Annotated in this window: 16 protein-coding genes and 2 rRNA genes (1 of these 18 cut by a window edge); 3 read left to right on the top strand and 15 right to left on the bottom strand. The window is 40.6% G+C overall.

Annotation, left to right across the window (positions count from 1 at the left end; genetic code table 11):
* Positions 1-639: 639 nt before the first annotated feature.
* Positions 640-1563: an ADP-glyceromanno-heptose 6-epimerase gene (rfaD, locus tag L4F91_RS00235; protein WP_395896595.1), complete on the bottom strand. Its 924-nt coding sequence runs from the start codon at positions 1561-1563 to the stop codon at positions 640-642.
* Between the two features lie 136 nt (positions 1564-1699).
* Between rfaD and deoC the strand changes: the two genes are divergently transcribed.
* Complete coding sequence (gene deoC, locus L4F91_RS00230) at positions 1700-2374, top strand: deoxyribose-phosphate aldolase (RefSeq protein ID WP_395897775.1); 675 nt, start codon at positions 1700-1702, stop codon at positions 2372-2374.
* A gap of 85 nt (positions 2375-2459) precedes the next feature.
* Here the strand turns inward: deoC and L4F91_RS00225 are convergent, their stop codons facing one another.
* Positions 2460-4298, bottom strand: coding sequence for an ABC transporter ATP-binding protein (locus L4F91_RS00225; protein WP_265762507.1), 1839 nt, complete (start codon positions 4296-4298; stop codon positions 2460-2462).
* Positions 4299-4454: 156 nt separating this feature from the next.
* Positions 4455-5501 (bottom strand): glycosyltransferase family 9 protein, encoded by a 1047-nt coding sequence (locus L4F91_RS00220; protein WP_395896593.1) that lies wholly within the window; start codon positions 5499-5501, stop codon positions 4455-4457.
* 93 nt (positions 5502-5594) lie between these two features.
* On the opposite strand from L4F91_RS00220, the gene L4F91_RS00215 reads away from it, so the two are divergent.
* Complete coding sequence (locus L4F91_RS00215) at positions 5595-6332, top strand: 3-deoxy-D-manno-octulosonic acid kinase (protein ID WP_395896591.1); 738 nt, start codon at positions 5595-5597, stop codon at positions 6330-6332.
* A 38-nt stretch (positions 6333-6370) separates the two neighbouring features.
* Here L4F91_RS00215 and L4F91_RS00210 read toward each other — a convergent pair whose 3' ends face one another.
* From L4F91_RS00210 to ltnD, 10 genes are all read right to left on the bottom strand, one after another.
* Entirely contained in the window at positions 6371-8170 is a 1800-nt protein-coding gene (locus tag L4F91_RS00210) for an alpha/beta hydrolase (protein ID WP_395896589.1), read from the bottom strand.
* A 12-nt stretch (positions 8171-8182) separates the two neighbouring features.
* Positions 8183-9526, bottom strand: a complete 1344-nt coding sequence (locus tag L4F91_RS00205) for a phospholipase (RefSeq protein ID WP_395896587.1) — start codon at positions 9524-9526, stop codon at positions 8183-8185.
* Positions 9527-9584: 58 nt separating this feature from the next.
* Positions 9585-11051: a gluconate:H+ symporter gene (locus L4F91_RS00200; protein ID WP_250351199.1), complete on the bottom strand. Its 1467-nt coding sequence runs from the start codon at positions 11049-11051 to the stop codon at positions 9585-9587.
* Positions 11052-11060: 9 nt separating this feature from the next.
* Complete coding sequence (gene denD / locus L4F91_RS00195) at positions 11061-12008, bottom strand: D-erythronate dehydrogenase (protein ID WP_395896585.1); 948 nt, start codon at positions 12006-12008, stop codon at positions 11061-11063.
* Positions 12009-12059: 51 nt separating this feature from the next.
* Positions 12060-12779: an MIP/aquaporin family protein gene (locus L4F91_RS00190; protein ID WP_250351201.1), complete on the bottom strand. Its 720-nt coding sequence runs from the start codon at positions 12777-12779 to the stop codon at positions 12060-12062.
* 56 nt (positions 12780-12835) lie between these two features.
* The gene (locus L4F91_RS00185; protein ID WP_265762501.1) at positions 12836-13522 is read right to left on the bottom strand and encodes a cyclase family protein; all 687 of its coding nucleotides are present in this window, start codon (positions 13520-13522) and stop codon (positions 12836-12838) included.
* Between the two features lie 107 nt (positions 13523-13629).
* Positions 13630-14412, bottom strand: a complete 783-nt coding sequence (gene otnI, locus L4F91_RS00180) for a 2-oxo-tetronate isomerase (RefSeq protein ID WP_395896582.1) — start codon at positions 14410-14412, stop codon at positions 13630-13632.
* A 2-nt stretch (positions 14413-14414) separates the two neighbouring features.
* Positions 14415-15047 (bottom strand): aldolase, encoded by a 633-nt coding sequence (locus L4F91_RS00175; RefSeq protein ID WP_265762499.1) that lies wholly within the window; start codon positions 15045-15047, stop codon positions 14415-14417.
* Positions 15044-16285, bottom strand: coding sequence for a 3-oxo-tetronate kinase (gene otnK / locus L4F91_RS00170; protein WP_395896580.1), 1242 nt, complete (start codon positions 16283-16285; stop codon positions 15044-15046). The genes L4F91_RS00175 and otnK overlap by 4 nt, the downstream gene beginning before the upstream one ends.
* 1 nt (position 16286) lies before the next feature.
* Positions 16287-17195, bottom strand: a complete 909-nt coding sequence (gene ltnD / locus L4F91_RS00165; protein ID WP_250363786.1) for an L-threonate dehydrogenase — start codon at positions 17193-17195, stop codon at positions 16287-16289.
* 172 nt (positions 17196-17367) lie between these two features.
* Here ltnD and L4F91_RS00160 point away from each other — a divergent pair, with 172 nt between their 5' ends.
* Positions 17368-18126 (top strand): DeoR/GlpR family DNA-binding transcription regulator, encoded by a 759-nt coding sequence (locus L4F91_RS00160; RefSeq protein ID WP_250364608.1) that lies wholly within the window; start codon positions 17368-17370, stop codon positions 18124-18126.
* Positions 18127-18393: 267 nt separating this feature from the next.
* Here the strand turns inward: L4F91_RS00160 and rrf are convergent.
* Positions 18394-18509 (bottom strand): 5S ribosomal RNA (rrf, locus tag L4F91_RS00155).
* Between the two features lie 111 nt (positions 18510-18620).
* Positions 18621-20181, bottom strand: a 23S ribosomal RNA gene (locus L4F91_RS00150); it runs 1338 nt beyond the window's last position.

Raw genomic sequence — 20181 nt, 5'->3', positions numbered from 1 at the left:
TCGTGGTTCTCATCAATTTGTGAATTATATCAATTGCCAAGGGGAACTATAAACCTGCCCACTCAAAAAAATCGCACTTTCCCACCGCAATTCTATTGGGCTAAAAATAAAAGTGCGGTGGAAATTTTGACAATTTTTTACGACGAATCCTATTTATTTCGGGCGAACACATAGGTTCGCCCCTACAATTTGCTATGTTTATCTACAAAAATAGTCAAAATTATTGGTGTAATCGCACAATAATTTCATATCGTAGGGGCGGACCTATGTGTCCGCCCACTCAAAATCACGTTTTTCCACCGCACTTCTATTTGGCTAAAAATAAAAGTGCGGTGGAAATTTTGATAATTTTTTACGACGAATCCTATTTATTTCGGGCGAACACACAGGTTCGTCCCTACAATTTGCTATGTTTATCTACAAAAATAGTCAAAATTATTTGTGTAATCGCGCAATAATTTCATATCGTAGAGGCGGACCTATGTGTCCGCCCACTCAAAATCACGCTTTTTCCACCGCACTTCTATTTGCCTAAAAATAAAATGCGGTGGAAATTTTGACAATTTTTTACGACGAATCCTATTTATTTTGGGCGAACACACAGGTTCGCCCCTCATTTCATTTAATTGCGTAGTGATGTTATTTATTCAACCACGCCATATATTCGCTGACACCTTCAGCAACAGGTTTGAACGATTTGTCATATCCTGTGGCACGCAGTTTACTGAGATCGGCTTGGGTGTATTCTTGGTAGCGGCTCTTCAAATGTTCTGGGAATGGAATGGTCTCAATTTGTCCTTTGCCGTGGAATTTTAATACAGCTTGTGCCACTGCCTCAAAACTTTCCGCATTGCCTGTTCCGCAGTTATAAATCCCCGAAATGCCGTGTTGCCAGCACCAAATATTTACCGCAGCTACATCGCCAACATAAACAAAATCACGCAAGAAATGTTCGCTGCCTGCAAATAATTTTGGATTTTCCCCTTTCAAAATTTGGTTATTAAGGTGGAATGCCACGCTTGCCATACTCCCTTTGTGCTGTTCTCTTGGCCCATAGACATTGAAATATTTAAAACCGCACACAGGTGAAGTTGCCTCTGGCAAGATTTTACGCACATATTCATCAAATAAGAATTTAGAATAGCCATATACATTTAGCGGTTTTTCAAATTCACGTGCTTCGACAAAGGTTTTGCTGCCCCCATAAGTTGCCGCACTTGACGCGTAGTAAAACGGAATTTGACGCTCTAAACAATAATGCAATAATTCTTTGGAATATTCATAATTATTTTCCATTACGAATTTGCCGTCCCATTCGGTTGTGGCTGAACAAGCACCTTGGTGGAAAATGACATCAATATCACCTAAATCATCACCCGCCATAATGGATGCGATGAAATCATCTTTATCACAATAATCGGCAATATCTAAATCCACTAAATTGACAAATTTTGTGCCATCTTTTAAATCGTCCACCACCAAAATATCCGTGCGCCCGATCTCATTTAACGCTTTTACGATATTACTGCCAATAAAGCCTGCGCCGCCAGTTACAATAATCATTTTTCAATCCTCATTTGATTTTACTATTGGCGTTTATTCTAAAGGATTTTGCTAATAAGGGCTAAAGAAATTTCGCGCTCACCCCCTCTTTTAGGTTATGATATAGCACAAATTCAGCCAAGATTAAGGATATATGATGCAACCACAAGATATTGCAAAATACATTGACCACACAGCCCTTGCTGCGGATAAAACGCCACAAGACATTCTTAATTTATGCCAACAAGCAATAACACATCAATTTTGCTCCGTGTGTATTAACTCGGCGTATATTCCTCTGGCAAAACAGGCACTTGCACAAAGTGCGGTGAGAATTTGTACCGTTGTTGGCTTTCCTTTAGGGGCAAGTTTAAGCCAAGTGAAAGCGTTTGAAGCGGAACAAGCAATTGCTCAGGGCGCAGATGAAATTGATATGGTCATTAATGTAGGGTGGGTAAAATCTCAACAATGGCAAGACGTGGAACAAGATATCGCAACGGTACTTTCTGCTTGCCAAGGAAAAACCTTAAAAGTGATTTTAGAAACCTGTCTCTTAACCAAAGAAGAAATCATCAAAGTTTGCGAAATCTGCAAAACACTCAAGGTGGCTTTTGTAAAAACCTCTACTGGTTTTAGCACAGGTGGTGCAACTGTTGAGGACGTTACTTTGATGAAGCGCATTGTCGGTGATGAAATTGGTGTAAAAGCCTCTGGTGGCATTCGTGATACAGCCACGGCTATTGCAATGCTTAATGCGGGAGCAACCCGTTTAGGAGTAAGCGCGGGGGTGGCAATTGTGAAAGGAATAAATACACAGGAAAATGGGTATTAATTTTCTTTGAACAGGGTTAAATTGCTTTAATTATAAAAAAGCAAGATTACTCAACAATCTTGCTTTTTATCATCATAGTCTAGCATTATTCTTCACTCAAAAAGCCACCGCTTTGATGATGCCACAATTTGGCATAAAGCCCATTTTGGGCGAGTAATTCATTGTGCGTACCTTGTTCCACAATTTGTCCTTTATCTAATACGATAAGACGATCCATTGCGGCAATGGTAGAAAGGCGGTGAGCAATTGCAATCACGGTTTTGCCTTCCATCATTTTGTCTAGGCTTTCTTGAATCGCCACTTCCACTTCCGAATCTAAGGCGCTGGTTGCTTCATCTAATAAAAGAATAGGTGCATCTTTTAACATCACACGGGCAATGGCAATCCGCTGGCGTTGTCCCCCAGAAAGCTTCACGCCACGCTCACCGACGTGTGCGTCATAGCCTGTTCGACCTTCTGCATCACTCAAAAATGGGATAAATTCAGAGGCTTCAGCACGTTGCGCCGCTGAAAACATTTCTTCATCACTCGCTGTTGGACGACCATAAAGAATATTTTCTCGCACAGAACGGTGTAATAAAGAGGTGTCTTGGGTCACTAAACCAATTTGGCTACGTAAACTTTCTTGGGTTACCTCGCATACATTTTGCCCGTCAATCGTGATTTCACCGTGATTTGCCTCGTAAAAACGTAACAGTAAGTTCACAATGGTGGATTTCCCTGCCCCAGAACGCCCAATCAATCCCACTTTTTCCCCGGGTTTAATGGTGAGATTAAAATGGCTGAGTAATGGTTTTTGCGGATCGTAGGAAAAGCTCACATCATTGAAATGGATTTCGCCTTTGCTCACTTTTAATGGCAATGCTTGCGGTTTATCGACAATAGTATGCGGTTTAGTGAGCGTATTCATACCATCATTGACAGTACCAATATTTTCAAATAAACGTGCGGATTCCCACATAATCCAACGAGAAATAAAATTCACACGCAATGCCATTGCAATGGCAGTGGCAATCGCACCAACCCCAACACTGCCTTGCTTCCACAGCACAATGCCAAGGATCGCCGTGCTGAGGGTTAAGGTAATATTGGTGGCGTAAGTGATGGTATCTAAGGAGGTGGCTAAACGCATTTGTGCGTGTACCGTCACCATAAATTCTTCCATAGAACGTTTGGCATAACTGGCTTCTCTAGCCCCATGTGAGAACAGTTTTACTGTGGCAATATTGGCATAAGAATCGGTAATCCGTCCTGTCATTAATGAACGGGCATCCGCTTGGCGCTCGGCAGTTTTAGCTAATTTGGGAATAATAATGCGTAAAATAGTAATAAACGCAACAACCCATAAGGCAAAAGGCAATAAGAACCACGCATCCAATGCAGCCAGCACAATACCTGAGGTGATGAAATACACAACAACATAAACCATAATATCGGCAATGGTCAGTACGGTATCGCGTACCGCTAGGGCTGTTTGCATCACTTTAGCTGAAACACGCCCTGCAAATTCATCTTGATAGAAACTCAGGCTTTGTCCAAGCATTAAACGGTGGAAATTCCAACGTAAACGCATTGGAAATACCCCTTGCAAGGTTTGTAAACGAACCGCTGATGCGCTGAACGACCAGAATACACTAAAGATCAACAAGCCTGCCATTGCTAAAAGCCAATGACCTTTTTCTTGCCACAAGGTGGCTGGCGTGTATTTCCCAAGCCAATCCACTACGATTCCCATAAACTGGAACAACACCGCTTCCATCACCCCCGTTCCTACGGTAAGCAACGCAAGCAACAAAATCCAGCCACGCATTCCTTCCATATTCGACCAAATAAAGCGAATTAAGCCTTTTTCGGGCGTTTTTGGCGATTGCTCTGGATAGGCATTTAGACGGCTTTCAAACCATTCGAAAATTTTATTAAACATCGTTTTTCCTAAAAATAAAAAGACAGGTTCGCAAGATAAAACAAAAGGATAAGTGCGGTGAAAAATTCAGAGATTTTCCACCGCACTTTATTTTTGCCATTCGCGAACGCAAAAATTGGCGTATTATAGCGAATGCTTGGCTATTTTTTAACAGTTTTATTTCACAAAGCCAATCTGTCGCATTTTCTCTAACACCTCTGCCACAGAAATTTGTGTCATTAACTGATTGCCTTTCAGTTTGGTTGCCCAAGGTAACTGATAGGAAAGTTTGCCGAATTCTTGCTGAGCATTTTGTTCATACACGGAAACCACTTCTGATAAATTATAATAAGGCCCTGTTCGCAAGGGATTATGATAAGCATACAAGCCAATAACTGGCGTACCCTGTGCAGTCGCAATATGGGCGGGGCCACTATCAGGCGCGATCAGCAAATCAACCATTCCAATCAGTGCGGCCAATTCCACTAATGAGGTTTTTCCGCTCGCATTTACTGGTTGAAAATCACACAATGCGATGATTTTTTCAATCATTGCTTGCTCTCTGAATGCTGTTGATCCACATAAAATCACATTGATATTTTGACTGTGCGCAATATTGGCAATTTCAGCATAGCGTTCGGCCAACCAATCTTTTTCTGATTTACTTGAACAAGGCGAAATGAGTAGATTTTTTCTTGTTGGATCAATAAATTGTCGAACCGCAGAGCGTTCTTTTTCCCCAATCCCTAAATCCCATTTCGGATCGCCCATAGGCAAGCCCAAATAATCCACAAAGGCCCAAAATCCTGCTAGAACGTGCGGATTATTCGGCTCATTGATTTTACGATTGGTAAATAGCCATTGCCCTTCTCGCGCACGATTTTGACTAAATCCAACTTTATAAGTGGCTTTAATACCTAAGGAGATCATTGAAGCACGCAATGCGGTTTGCATATTCAATAGCACATCAAAATGTTCATTACGCAATGTTTTCCATAACGCCCAAATGCCTTTCCAGCCAGTTTTTTTATCATAAGGAATAAAGCGGATACCTTTCACATTTTGCAATAACTGACTTTCTGTTTTGCCAACAATCCAAGTAATTTGGGTATTTTCCCAATAACGTTGAATTTGTTGCACTGCCGACAAGGCATTGCATACATCACCAATGGCGGAAAGGCGTAAAATACAAATGGATTTTGGAGGCGTGGAAAAAAGTGCCATAGATTTACCTTCGTTTTTCTGTTTAATATAGCATTCTTTTTTATTTTCAGTAGAATGTTTTCATTCATCTATTCTATAAGAAATCAACCCAATATGCTTGAACTGCAACAGCAAAACCAATATTTTATTTTTAATCTGGAAACGCAACCTGCGGAGCCAAGCCTCTATTTTGAACCGCAATTTTGGCAGCAACAACAGCGTATTCTTGGTTCGGCCAAAGGGCGGGGTATCACTTGGTTCGTAAAAAGCGCCGATCTGTTTGGCGTGAATGGGGCTTTACGTCATTATTATCGCGGTGGTTTATTAGGCAGACTAAATAAAGATCGCTATTGGTTCAGCGATCTTCAGCACACGCGTAGTTTCGCTGAATTTCATCTGTTAAATAAATTACATCAAGAGGGGTTACCCGTGCCAAAACCGATTGGCGCAAGAATTATCAAAGGCAAAACAGGCATTTGCTATCAAGCGGATTTACTCAGTGAAAAAATCGAAAATGCACAAGATCTCACTGTGCTGTTACAACACCATAGTTTGCCTGCTGAAAGTTGGCAACAAATCGGGCAATTAATCCGCCAATTACACGACCGACAAATTTGCCACACCGACCTCAACGCCCATAATATTTTAGTACAACATTTCGCCACGCCAGAACAAAAATATTGGCTATTAGATTTCGACAAATGCACAGAAAAATCGGGGAATAGTTGGAAAGCCAAAAATCTCGCCAGATTACACCGCTCTTTTAATAAAGAGGGAAATAAACGAAACATTTTCTTTAATGAGAAAAACTGGCATATTGTTTTACAAAGTTATAATGAGAATAAGATCTAAAAAGGGGCAACAGCCCCTTGCCTACTGATTAAATTTTACTAAGCCAAAAACCGTCCAATAACTTGTCCGCCAACTAAAATCCAGGTCATTAGCATTGAAGTAAAAAACACGCCTAGATAAATATATCCTGTTTTGAGATAACACCAATGATTGATCACAATGAATACAATAAATTGTGGGATAATCACAGCAAGCATCATCATCCAACGCCCACCAAATTGTGGTAACCCAATGAGATCAAATCCCGGTCCGATTTGCATAAAATCAGGAATGAAGTGAAATAGCCATAAAATAACTAAGCCACTGACAGCAAAGATAAGCGTTTTTATCGACCACATCATTAATGTCGCAGAAAATGTTTTCTGTAATGGTTGTTTCATTTGCACGCCGATGATCAACCCATTGAAAACGAAGAAAAAGAATAAAATAGGTAACCAATAAATCAAAAACAATTCTGCTCGTTCAATGGTGAGTGGCTTTAACAGTGGCCATAGGAAACGCAATTCTACACCCAACCAAGCGTGTAAAAAACAAGTTAAAACATAAAGATAACCTACTGCAATCATACTTAATAATAACGTGCGTAACACTAATGAAATCAAACTAATACTCGCTTGATTAAGAAGCCCCAATTCCTGTAATGAAATCGTTTGATTGGCTTTTTTCCATAATACAAAAAAGAGTAAATTTATGACCGCACTTACAAAAAGCCAGCTAATAATACCATTTCCCATTTCAAGCGGCATAAAGCTGAGTTTTGCTGCGATCGGTTCATTGGCACCGCCCCATTGGGTAAAAATAGGGTAGAGCAACATTGTAAGTACAATATTAATTCCAGCAAAATACCACCATTTCTTACAAGAAAGTGCGGTTTTCTCAGAAATTTGCTGAGTAATTGCAGAAAAATAAGGTCGTTTTAATAATCCATTAATTAAAAATAATGCTGAAAGAACTGCACTAAATAATGCGATTAAGCCAGAAAATTCTTTGTACCAATAAGTTTGCTGGTCAGGATCAATCCAATCCTTATCTTTCACGCCATTTTGTAGTGCTTGGTTAAACCATAAAATCGCTTCTTTATTACTTTGTTCTGCAATCATCACGCCAAGATGTGTGCCATTCACTAAAGCGGCACGCCTTGCACTTCCATTCTCAAAAGAACCGTAGGTATGATCCCATTTTAATTGGGCATTGTGAGGCAAAGAAAAAGCATTTAAGCGAGCTGAATTTTTTACTAACTCTTTGACAGGAAAAGTTTTTTCACGGTAACCTCCTATTTCTTCATATAATCCCTGTGTGAGTAGATAATTATGCAATTCAGGATCACCACCATGACTACTTAAGCCATTTACCGCTTTATGGTCAGGATTTAATTTTGCCACACGAATAGCATTTAATGCCCCTGTGGAATGACCGAAAATCCCAAGCTGATCTTTATTAACAAAAGGTAACGTTTTTAAATATTGATAGCCATTATTGGCACCACTAATGGTTTTATTGGACGCAGGTAATTTGGTGGAATAACCGTGTCCAAAATGATCGATTGCAAGGACAACAAACCCTCTTTTCGCCAGCTCTAATGCACCAAAAGTATTTGTTGCTTCTTTATCACTTTGATAACCGTATAGCGCTAACAAGGCGGGTTTTGGTGCTTGAGCTGTGGCAGAAAGTGGACGATAAAGTTTTGCCACCATTGGTTGTTTTTCTTCTGTGGGAATCGTGATTGTTCGTACATCAATACGCCCAAAATCGCGCTCAATTTGAAAACCTAAGTAAGAAGACAATCCTGCAATGATAAGAAAGATTAAGGCAATGATATAGTTCGTTTTGGTGTTCATTATTTGTTTCCTCTATGGTTTAATGGCTCTGCGTTGCGCTAACAACCAATGAATTATTTCGGGGCTATTAAACACTGCATCCCAAGTGTTATGTGGATTCGCATTTACAATGCCGTTATCACCTGCCTGTTGCATAGTAAATTCGGTATATTTCACATTTGGTGCATTGAGCTTGTCGTGCAAAATGTGGTAATTAATCCTAGAGCCATTCACTGGGGAAACCTTGTCTTCTTTACTATGAAAAAACCAAATATTTTCATTTTTGAGCATTGCTAAATTAGCCACATTCGCATTCCCCTCAATCCACTCTAATGTATTCGCTTCTCGCCCACTCATTAATAAGGCTCCCGCAAAAAAGTGCGGTCGTTTTTGCAAAAGTTTTAATGCCCCTTCTGCGCCACGTGACAATCCAATTAAATAAATCCGTGTAGGATCGATTTGCGGTTCATTCTCTAAAGTGCGATCGATCATTTTGAGCAATAAATCAAGGCGATTATCAGTTTGCCAATGAATACCACCTTGTGGTTCAAAGGGATCAAATACCGTCTGATATTGTGGAGCAAGTACAAACCCTGCTTCATAAATTAAGGTTGCAATAGCACCTTTACTAGACAGTAAATGAGCAAGATTATCTGTTCCCACTTGCCCTGAACCGTGTAGAAATAGGGTGAGCGGATAAGTTTGATTAGTATTAAGTTGTGGACGATAAAAACGATAAGCTAATTGATTTTCATCAGCATTTCCTTCCACTGTTTTGGCAATAAATTCATCAAGATAAGGTGTATGGATCATTGCTTGACTGGCTGATTTCTTAATACTTGTTTTATCTAAGGTTTTGCCATTCGTTAATTTAAGCAGACTGGTTTGTTCAACGGTATAAATTAATCGATCATTGTAATATTCAGGAACTTTTGAGCGTTGGACTTTTTCCACGGAAATAATCTTGCCATTTTTATCCTTTGCTTGAAATCTCATTGGTTGTGCATTTTCTTCGCGTAACCTATAAGGAATGGCATTTTTATCTTGGGTATCTAGCTCAATAATAACAAATTTCCCAGCCTTTGCTTGATAAGCTTTTTGCGCTTGATTATTAACATAGGCTTTCAACACAGTCCGAGAAATTGGTGCTTGTTGATCCAATATGGTTTGAACCCGATAAAGCTGGCGTAAGTTTGATCCCGATAAAATATTGTCTTCATACTCTAAGGCGATGCCACTAATTTTTTGCCCTTGTTCAGTAATCTCACCAATTAAGCTCATTTTTATAGGTTTATCCAATGGTTTGGGCTGATCATTGGCATTAGCCATATTTAGCCCACATAAAAAACTACAAAATAAAAGACCACACTTTTTCATATTTCCTCCATAAGAAAAATTCCGTGTATTGAAAACAACACACGGAATTTATGTAACGTTAAAGTTGTTTATTTTGTCTATTGACATACAACAAAATGCCCCCCAATACCCCAAGAGGAAGAATTAAATCGAAAATAGAGCCATCATTTCCCCAAATTAGATTTGCGAAAATCACCATAGAACCCCCTATAGCCCAAGCGATAGTAGTAGGAACAGACCACACAATCATTTGTTTTTTCACATCACTAATGCCCATCATTCGATTTACCACCCAGAATAAACTGTCATTGAAATAACCAAAAAAGAGTGATCCCATTGTGGCAGCTTGTGCAGCAAGTAACATATTCACCCCCGGAATTTGCGCTAAAATTGGTGCTGAGATAGAGGCAGCGGTAATCATCGCCACGGTGCCAGAACCTTGAATAAAGCGAACAAGTGTTGAAACAATAAAAGGAATTAAGATAGGGGAAATCGGTAAAGCTGCTACTTGTTTGGCTAACTCAGCCCCTGCACCACTTTCACGTAATACCGCACCTAATGCGCCACCGGCACCTGTTACTAATAAGATAATCCCTGCCGTTTTTACCCCTTCTTCTAAATGAAGTGCGGTGGTATTTTTATCTACATTTGGTAAGAGTGCATAAACAGAAATTAATACACTAATCGCCAGAGCGATGATAGGATGCCCAAGGAAGACAAAGGTTTGATAAATTACATTATGTGATAATTCTGGAGCGCTTTTAGCAATTAAATCTAAAATCGCTTTAATAAAAATTAACACGATAGGTAATAAAATTGGCAGTAAAGAAAGCCCTAAACTTGGTAAATTTTTCTTTTCACGACTTTCAATGTAGTCATCATATTTTTGTTTAAGTTCTTCTTGAGTGAAAACCTGTTGATTAAAGTCAGGATATTTTTTATCAAGCCATTTTGCATAGAGAACGATACCAATAACCGGAAATGCGGCCATTGACATACCAACCAATAGCATTGCCCCAATATCCACATTAAATAGCCCAGCAACGCCTAAAGGACCTGGTGTTGGCGGCACAGTATGGTGCGTTACCACTAGGCCCCCTGCAAGTGCAACGCCGAGTGTAAGTAGAGAACGTTTACCATTTTTAGCTAAAGCTTTTGCTACGGGGTATAAAATCACAAAAGCAGAATCTACAAAAATGGGGATACTCACAATATAACCGGTAATCGCTAATGCCCATTCTTCTTTTTTCTTACCAAGTATTTTGATAAAACTATATGCCATTTTTTCGGCCGCACCCGATACTTCAAGGATGCTTCCCATCATCACACCTAAACCGATCACAATTCCGATTCCCCCTAAGGTGCCGCCAAATCCTTTGGAAATCGCCCCTAAGGTTTCTTGAGCCGTCATTCCACCAATTAATCCAGCAATGGAGGACGCAATTAACATCGCAATAAAGGCGTGAACACGGGTTTTCAAAACTAAATAAACGAGTACAAAAACAGCGATAATTAAGCCAATGATTGGCGTAGGTAAACCAAACATATTGTCTCCTTACATATCGTATTGAATGAATTGATGAATGACGGATTTAAAATCCTTATCTGCTTTAAAACCTAATGCCAACGCTTTATAGTTATCAATGTGCGCAGGCCAACTTGCTACAATGTCATTGATTTGTGGATCAAATTGGTATTTAACATACTGTAAAATGTCTTGACCTTTTATTTCCGCAAGATTAGCTAACATTTCTTTCACTGAAATGCTAAAGCCGGGTAAATTCACAATATGCCAACTCCGTTCTGGTAATTTGGCTAATTGCAAACAATGAATGAAGTTATTCACGACAGTATTAGGGCTAGAGAGCCATAAACCGAGATCGTCTGAAACGGGACAAATACTCTCTTCGCTATGTAACGGTTCACGCATTATGCTACTTACAAATGAAGATGCCGCTTTATTTGGTTTACCCGGACGAATACAAATGGTGGGTAAACGTACTACTAAACCATCGACAAAGCCTTTACGGCTATAATCATTAATCAATAGCTCACACATTGCCTTTTGTGAACCATAAGTAGATTGTGGCGTTACAGCTGTACTATCAGTAATCACCGTAGGTAATTCACCACCAAATACTGCTAAAGAACTGGAGAAAATAAAACGAATATTAGGGTTAATTCTCCGACATACTTCTAATAAATGACGAGTAGCAAGAAAGTTAATTTCATAACCTAAATCAGGATCTTGTTCCGCGTGGCTACTCACAATAGCAGCCAAATGAAAAAGTGCGGTGGTTTTTGTGGTAATGATTTCCTCTAGCCCCTGCGGTTGACGTAGATCCATTTCGATACAACGTACTCTTGAATCATTATTTGGCGCAATAGGTTTGACGAGATCAATTAATACCAGTTCTTCAATAGGAAGTCTGGTTTGTGTGAGTAAGGCTTTTGCTAAGCGTTGTCCAAGGAATCCTTGCCCGCCAGTAATGACGATTTTCATTGTGCGCTCCTTTTATGAGAAGTGGATACATATTCAATTGCGACGAATAAATTAAGAGGCAAATAATGCTCGGTATAATAAAGCGGCTAAACAGGCGCCGATTATGGGGCCAACAATAGGCACCCAAGCATAGTCAAAATGCGAACGCCCTTTATTTTTAATAGGTAAGCAGTAATGCACTAATCGCGGCATAAAATCTCTTGCTGGATTAATTGCATACCCTGTCAGACCGCCAAAAGACATTACGCCCCCTGCTACCGCAGCAAAGACAAAAAACATTGCCATACCATTAGCTGGAATTTGATGTCCTAAGGCAAATAAAATGAATAATAATGAGAAAGTGGCAACGGCTTCAGACAGACAGTTACGCCAATTATTTTGGTTAGATGCAATAGTTGCAAACACACCTAATTTGCTATTTTCATTATCTTCTTCATCTAAATGATCTTTAAATAACAGCCAAATTATTACCGCACCGATAAAAGCACCAATGCACTGAGCGAGAATATATCCTGCGACTAAAGATGCAGGGAAACGCCCTACTGCCCAAAAGCCAATGGTAACGGCAGGATTAACGTGCGCCCCAGTTAGCGGCCCAAAGATAACAGCAATAGAAACCATCGCTAGTCCCCAACCACAAGCGGCGACAATACCACCACTACCGTACATTCCTGATTTTTTTAAGGAAATATTGGCGCAAACACCTAACCCTAATACCATAAAAAAGGCCGTTCCTACCAATTCACCAAGGTAAAGGTTCAAATTTTCCATAATGACCTCCTTCTGCAAGAAAAATAGATGCACCTTACAGCACATCTATTCACCGATTATTCCAACTCAACAATGCAAGTTACTTGGCTAGAATCAAGCCCAGTAATACGCAAGGGTGCATTAATAAACTGCACAATCTTCGCATTATGTGGTAGCTCAGCTAGGTGCATATCTTCAATCACCGTAGTAAAACGTCCGGTGTGATAACCTAAAATGGCTTGATGGCAATGTTTCGGATTTTCACTGTCTGGTATGCGTGATGATGGTGAACCTAAGGCGAGGAAATCAATACCAACACCTTTCAAATTTGGAAAAGTATCAGATAAATATTTTCCTGCGCTGGTGGCAATATAAGGGCCTTCATTTTGATAAAGTGCGGGATTTTCTGTACGATATTTTTCAAATCCTGTACGTAAAAAAGCAAAAGAGACTTGAGATAGCATCTCAGCATAAGGTTCTAGATCTTCTTTAGTAATCCCTTCTGCCTCTCCTTTGGGTATTTCAATTAATGCGACTTTTTTGTGGCAAAAATAATCTATCGGTAATTCATTAATGCTCAACCCATCCTTTACAAAATGACGTGGGGCATCCATATGTGTGCCACAATGATTCGGTATTTCACTAATAAAACTACTAAATGGACAGTCTTCCGTAACATCTGTACATCTTGTTACTTTTACGACAGGTTCTCCTGGCCAAGCGACGTCTTTCGGATCAAGAGGGTGAGATAAATACATAAACATAGTTGTCTCCTTATATTGGCTAAATGACAAGATGAAAGCACCCAACGCACTGGCTTTCACCAGTACGCAAATAAATCTAATAAGAGAATGAAAATCTGATGTACTAACTAGTTATGGCGATAAGGAATAAACCAGCCTAGCCCTTCTTCTGTGTTTGCTCTTGGTTTATATTCACACCCGATATAGCCTTCATAACCCATCGCATCTAACTTATCAAAGAGGTATTGATAGTTAATTTCTCCTTCATCAGGCTCAACGCGATCGGGAATAGAAGCAATTTGGATATGTGCAAATTTACCCGCCAGTTTGTCCGTTAAGCGGGATAAATTGCCATCTACATTTTGTGCGTGAAAATAATCTAACTGAACAAACACATTATCGCGATTAACCAATTCAACCACTTCTAACGTATCGTATTGGCTTTTCAGTAAGTAATTGGGTTTGACTTCCGGGCTAAGTGCCTCAAGTAGCACCTTAATGCCATAAGGCTTAAATTTATCCGCCGCATAGCGTACATTTTCAATAAATATCGCTTTATACACTTCACGCTCTTTCCCCTCAGGAACAACTGCCGCCATAACGTGAATATTCGGACAATGTAAGGTAAGGGCATATTCCAACGCTAAATCAATATCACGGCGTGCATCATTTTCTCGCCCTGGAATTGCTGCAATGCCCCATTCTCCTTGGGTAACATCACCTGCTTGCGTGTTAAATAACACTTGTTTTAAGCCAAATTGATCTAAACGTTGTTTTAATTCTATGGCTGGATATTCATAAGGCCACAAATATTCTACATATTTGAAACCGGCTTTAGCTGCTGCTTCAAAACGATCTAAAAATGGCACTTCGTTAAACATCATTGTGAGATTTGCTGCAAATTTCGGCATAATTATTTTCCTCTGTTTTCTAAATCTTTTACTTCCATATCAGTGAGATAACGGATATTTTGTCCTTGTAAGATAAAGAACAGTTTGGCGGTCTCTTCCAATTCTTCCGTGTTATCCACCGCATCAACCAAGCTCGTTCCCGTCACAACAACACCGTGATTAGCAAGCAAAAAAGCGTTGCCAGATAAAGCTCGCTCCCCTAATTCACGCGCAATATTTACATCACCGGGGCGATAATAAGGAATCACAGGTAGCTTACCGACTCGCATAACATAATAGGGAGTAAAGGCACGCATTGCGTTGGTTGGATTTAATCCCTCCAAACAAGAAAGTGCGGTTAAATAAGTGGAATGAAGATGAACAACCGCATTACATTGCGGATTGTTCTGATACAGCGCCAAATGAAACACATATTCTTTAGAAGGTTTATCACCAGCCAGCCAATTACCTTGCATATCCACAATAGAGAGTTTTTCAACATCTAATCGACCTAAAGAAGAGCCTGTTGGCGTCACTAAAATCCGATTTTCATCTAAACGAACAGATAAGTTTCCAGCCCCACCCACACTATAACCTCGTTCATAAAACGAACGGGCAAGATTTACCATTTCAATTTTTTGTTCTCGTTCTGTCATACTGCCATTCCTTGTGCAAACTCAAAGAAATCCACTTTGCCGAAATTACCCGATTTCAACGCAAGATAAATAGGTTCTTCCAGCGCTTTTAGCCAAGGCACACCTGGAGCAATTTGTTTACCAATATGGAAGCCACTAAAACCAAGTTGTTGCACCACGATACTCGAAGTTTCGCCTCCAGCAGTAATGAAATTGGTCACCCCTGCATTTTTGAGTTTTTTAGCTAAATGTGCGAAAGTTTGTTCAATCGCGTGGCTAGCACGTTCTGCACCAAATTGCTGCTGAATGGCTTTTAACTGCTCGGGTGGCACGGTGGCGTAAATCATAGGTGCGAATGGCGACTGCAAATTTGATATCGTCCATTGATATAAGGTATCTACATAATCAGACTGATGAATAGCCTGTTCTACATTAAGAAATAAGTGCGGTGCTTTTTTCTGATAATTTTCCACTTGTTGATTAGTCATTACAGAACAAGAGCCAGATAACACCACCGTTTTTCCTTTTTGTGGAACAAATGCGTTTTCTCCTTTCTTCCCTCCGCTTAAACGTGCCGCCATATAAGCGCCTAATCCTGAACCGCCTGTTACTAATTTGAACTCAGCAACAGCTTCTGCCAGCACAGCAAGTTGTTGATTATCTACCGCATCAACCACCGCATAGCGGTAACCTTGTTGCTTTAATTCAGCAAAGCGTGCTTTAACCTGTTCACTGCCTTGAATCACATCTGCATAAGCTACTAAGCCTGTTTTTCCTTGTGCCTGGGCATCCATTAAACGTAACAAATTGGCATCTTTCATTGGCGTAATGGGGTGATGACGCATCCCCGATTCATTGAGTAGCACATCACCTACAAACAGATAACCATTGAAAATAGTTCTACCGTTAATCGGCAATGCTGGCGTGATCACGGTAAAATCATCATTTAACGCGTTCAACAAAGCATCAGTTACCGGACCGATGTTCCCTTTTGCGGTACTATCAAAGGTGGAACAATATTTAAAATAAAACTGTGAGCAACCATTTTGTTTTAACCAATCTAATGCGTGTAACGATTGTTGAATTGCTTCCTCAGTTGGATTGGAACGAGACTTCAAACTAATCACAATGGCATCAACGCTGTCTTGCAAAGGTTGTGTTGGTACACCATTCATTTGCACGGTGCGAAGCCCATTTTCAACAAGGAAACTGGCAATATCGCTCGCGCCAGTAAAATCATCTGCAATCACCCCTAACATCTTAATTCTCCTCTTTTTTTGGCAAGGTAATGCCACTAAAAATTTTGATGACCGCGCTATCATCTTCTTTACCATAGCCTGCATTACTCGCTTCGGTAAACATTGAATAAGCAGTACTCGCTAAATGAAGTGGAAAATGGAGGGATTTCGCAGTGTCATTCACTAAACCCAAATCTTTAACAAAAATATCAACCATTGAAAGTGGCGTGTAATCACCCTCTACAACGTGTTTCATTCGATTTTCAAACATCCACGAATTTCCTGCTGCATTGGTCACAACATCGTACATCAATGCAAGTGGAATACCTGCTTTCGCAGCCAACGCCATTGCTTCAGCACCTGCGGCTATATGTACCCCCGCTAAAAGCTGATGAATAATTTTTACCGTTGCGCCTAACCCAATTTCTTCACCAATGTTATAAACCTTACCGGCAACGGCATCTAACACCGGTTGCAATTTATCAAAAGCCTGTTTTGAACCTGATGCCATCACAGTCATTTCCCCTGCACTTGCTTTTGCTGCACCACCAGAAACTGGAGCATCTAGCATTAACAAATCTAATTCTGTTAATTTTTGTGAAATTATTTTTGCATCTTGTGCAGAAATAGTAGAAGAGACCATCACTGCTGTTCCTGGTTTTAAATACTGAGCTAAGCCATTTTCCCCAAATAATACCGCATTCACTTGTGTAGCATTGACCACCAATAAAATGACAGCATCTAATTGCTGTGAAAAATCCACCGCACTTTGACTCACCGCTTTCGCACCATATTGTTTTAAGGTTTCTAAGGCGGCAGGGTTGAGATCTACACCATAGGTATTTAACCCTGCATTCACGCAAGATTTCGCTGCGCCCATTCCCATCGCACCTAAGCCAATAACTGCAACTGAATAATTTTTCATTCCCATTCTCCTCTGCAATAATGATTAAGATGCAAGTCATTTTACCTATTCTGAAATAAAAAACTGCGACAAAGATCACAACATTTAACATTAAATGTTAAATATTGTTAATTCATTAAATAGGATTTTTCTGAGAAAGACTTTATAATAGGGGAAATTAATCCTTTCGGAGTATGTGATGATTCCTGCAGAGCGACAAAAACAACTGCTTAATCTTATTCGACAGCATAATATTATTAGTATCGCACAATTAGTCGAAGCACTTGGCGTATCCCATATGACAATCCGCCGAGATATTCAAAAACTAGAGCAAGAAGGGCGTGTGGTTTCCGTTTCTGGTGGTGTAAAATTATTAGAACATTTATCAGATGAACTTACTCATAATGCAAAATCTTTACTCTCTACATCACAGAAAGAAAATATCGGTATTTGTGCCGCCCAATCCATTCCACAAAATACAACAATCTATTTAGATGCCGGCACGACAACGCTGGAAATCGCCCATCGAATTATTGATAGGGAAGATCTCTTGGTGGTTACCAATGATTTTATTATCGCAGATTTTCTAATGAAAAATGGGCAATGTGAGTTGATACACTGCGGTGGAACGGTAAATAAATCTAATTATTCTTCAGTGGGTGAGTTAGCAGCCCAACTCTTAAGGCAACTGGCTATTGATATTGCCTTTATTTCCACCTCCTCTTGGAATTTAAAAGGACTTACTACACCAGATGAAAACAAGCTGCCAGTGAAGCGCGCGATTTTGCAATCTAGCCAACGGAAAGTTTTAGTATCAGATTCGTCTAAATACGGAAAAAGCGCAACCTTTCATATTTGTGCATTAAATGAATTTGATCGAATTATTTCCGATCAGGATTTATTAGACAATGCACAAAAAGCCATTCTAGAAATGAAAATTAATTTAGCATTAGTCTGATCCTATGCCTTAATCAATAATTTATTTGAGGTATAGAAGATAAGGTGATTTTCCTTTTTCTATAATCGTTTAAAATGAAAATAAGACAAGGTGACAGCGACCGCTACGTACAACTAATACATACATAAGGGGCTAGTAATAACCATATTATTTTTATTTGAAATGACTATAGCCTATTCATTCTCACTGATACTTATCTGCTTTCATTCCCTCCAAATACAAAAAACACCACTGAGTTCCCTCAATGGCGTTCTTCTCTCATTCAAAACCTGGCGGTGCCCTACTCTCACATGGGAAACTCCCACACTACCATCGGCGTTACAGCGTTTCACTTCTAAGTTCGGCATGGATTTAGGTGGGTCCACTGCACTAACGCCGCCAAGATAATTCTTTATCTCATCTAAATCTTATCTCTTCTTCACAGACTTCAAAGCCTTACGCTCTAAAATCCCTACTCTTTCAATCAAAAACAAGCCAAAACCCTTGAGTGTTGTATAGTTAAGCCTCTCGGGCAATTAGTACTGGTTAGCTCAACGACTCACATCGCTTACACACCCAGCCTATCTACGTCTTAGTCTCAAACAACCCTTACCAACTTAAAGTCAGGGAGAACTCATCTTAAGGCAAGTTTCGTGCTTAGATGCTTTCAGCACTTATCTCTTCCGCATTTAGCTACCCAGCAGTGCCTCTGGCGAGACAACTGGTACACCAGTGATGCGTCCACTCCGGTCCTCTCGTACTAGGAGCAGCCCCTCTCAATTCTCCAACGCCCACGGCAGATAGGGACCGAACTGTCTCACGACGTTCTAAACCCAGCTCGCGTACCACTTTAAATGGCGAACAGCCATACCCTTGGGACCTACTTCAGCCCCAGGATGTGATGAGCCGACATCGAGGTGCCAAACACCGCCGTCGATATGAACTCTTGGGCGGTATCAGCCTGTTATCCCCGGAGTACCTTTTATCCGTTGAGCGATGGCCCTTCCATTCAGAACCACCGGATCACTATGACCTGCTTTCGCACCTGCTCGACTTGTCTGTCTCGCAGTTAAGCTTGCTTATACCATTGCACTAACCTGACGATGTCCGACCGTCATTAGCAAACCTTCGTGCTCCTCCGTTACGCTTTGGGAGGAGACCGCCCCAGTCAAACTACCCACCAGACACTGTCCGAACACCCGTTTCAGGCGCTTCGTTAGAACATCAAACGTTAAAGGGTGGTATTTCAACAACGACTCCACGATAACTGGCGTTACCGCTTCATAGTCTCCCACCTATCCTACACATCAAAATTCAAGGTTCAGTGTCAAGCTATAGTAAAGGTTCACGGGGTCTTTCCGTCTAGCCGCGGGTACACCGCATCTTCACGGCGATTTCAATTTCACTGAGTCTCGGGTGGAGACAGCCTGGCCATCATTATGCCATTCGTGCAGGTCGGAACTTACCCGACAAGGAATTTCGCTACCTTAGGACCGTTATAGTTACGGCCGCCGTTTACTGGGGCTTCGATCAGGAGCTTCTCTTTCGATTACACCATCAATTAACCTTCCAGCACCGGGCAGGCATCACACCCTATACGTCCACTTTCGTGTTTGCAGAGTGCTGTGTTTTTAATAAACAGTTGCAGCCAGCTGGTATCTTCGACTGGTTCATGCTCCATTCGCAAAGAACTTCACACTACGCCAGCGCACCTTCTCCCGAAGTTACGGTGCTATTTTGCCTAGTTCCTTCACCCGAGTTCTCTCAAGCGCCTGAGTATTCTCTACCTGACCACCTGTGTCGGTTTTCAGTACGGTTTAGTAAAGCCTGAAGCTTAGTGGCTTTTCCTGGAAGTGTGGTATCAGTTACTTCAGCTCCTTAGAGCCTCGTCATCATCTCTCTGTGTTGACAGTAGACCGGATTTGCCTAGTCTACCCACCTACCAACTTAAACGTACATCTCCAACAGTACGCTAACCTAACCTTCTCCGTCCCCACATCGCAGCTTTACCAAGTACGGGAATATTAACCCGTTTCCCATCGACTACGCTTTTCAGCCTCGCCTTAGGGGCCGACT

Source organism: Avibacterium sp. 20-126 (assembly GCF_044358625.1).
Classification (GTDB): domain Bacteria; phylum Pseudomonadota; class Gammaproteobacteria; order Enterobacterales; family Pasteurellaceae; genus Avibacterium.
The sequence above is the reverse complement of the archived record's forward strand: the minus strand, read 5'-3'. Positions and strand labels throughout refer to the sequence as shown.

Coding starts and splice junctions, on each gene's coding strand:
- L4F91_RS00200 (WP_250351199.1), bottom strand. CDS start 11,051: ATGTTTGGTTTACCTACGCCAATCATTGGCTTAATTATCGCTGTTTTT.
- denD (WP_395896585.1), bottom strand. CDS start 12,008: ATGAAAATCGTCATTACTGGCGGGCAAGGATTCCTTGGACAACGCTTA.
- L4F91_RS00225 (WP_265762507.1), bottom strand. CDS start 4,298: ATGTTTAATAAAATTTTCGAATGGTTTGAAAGCCGTCTAAATGCCTAT.
- otnK (WP_395896580.1), bottom strand. CDS start 16,285: ATGTTAGGGGTGATTGCAGATGATTTTACTGGCGCGAGCGATATTGCC.
- L4F91_RS00210 (WP_395896589.1), bottom strand. CDS start 8,170: ATGAACACCAAAACGAACTATATCATTGCCTTAATCTTTCTTATCATT.
- L4F91_RS00160 (WP_250364608.1), top strand. CDS start 17,368: ATGATTCCTGCAGAGCGACAAAAACAACTGCTTAATCTTATTCGACAG.
- otnI (WP_395896582.1), bottom strand. CDS start 14,412: ATGCCGAAATTTGCAGCAAATCTCACAATGATGTTTAACGAAGTGCCA.
- ltnD (WP_250363786.1), bottom strand. CDS start 17,195: ATGGGAATGAAAAATTATTCAGTTGCAGTTATTGGCTTAGGTGCGATG.
- L4F91_RS00205 (WP_395896587.1), bottom strand. CDS start 9,526: ATGAAAAAGTGTGGTCTTTTATTTTGTAGTTTTTTATGTGGGCTAAAT.
- rfaD (WP_395896595.1), bottom strand. CDS start 1,563: ATGATTATTGTAACTGGCGGCGCAGGCTTTATTGGCAGTAATATCGTA.
- deoC (WP_395897775.1), top strand. CDS start 1,700: ATGCAACCACAAGATATTGCAAAATACATTGACCACACAGCCCTTGCT.
- L4F91_RS00220 (WP_395896593.1), bottom strand. CDS start 5,501: ATGGCACTTTTTTCCACGCCTCCAAAATCCATTTGTATTTTACGCCTT.
- L4F91_RS00190 (WP_250351201.1), bottom strand. CDS start 12,779: ATGGAAAATTTGAACCTTTACCTTGGTGAATTGGTAGGAACGGCCTTT.
- L4F91_RS00215 (WP_395896591.1), top strand. CDS start 5,595: ATGCTTGAACTGCAACAGCAAAACCAATATTTTATTTTTAATCTGGAA.
- L4F91_RS00175 (WP_265762499.1), bottom strand. CDS start 15,047: ATGACAGAACGAGAACAAAAAATTGAAATGGTAAATCTTGCCCGTTCG.
- L4F91_RS00185 (WP_265762501.1), bottom strand. CDS start 13,522: ATGTTTATGTATTTATCTCACCCTCTTGATCCGAAAGACGTCGCTTGG.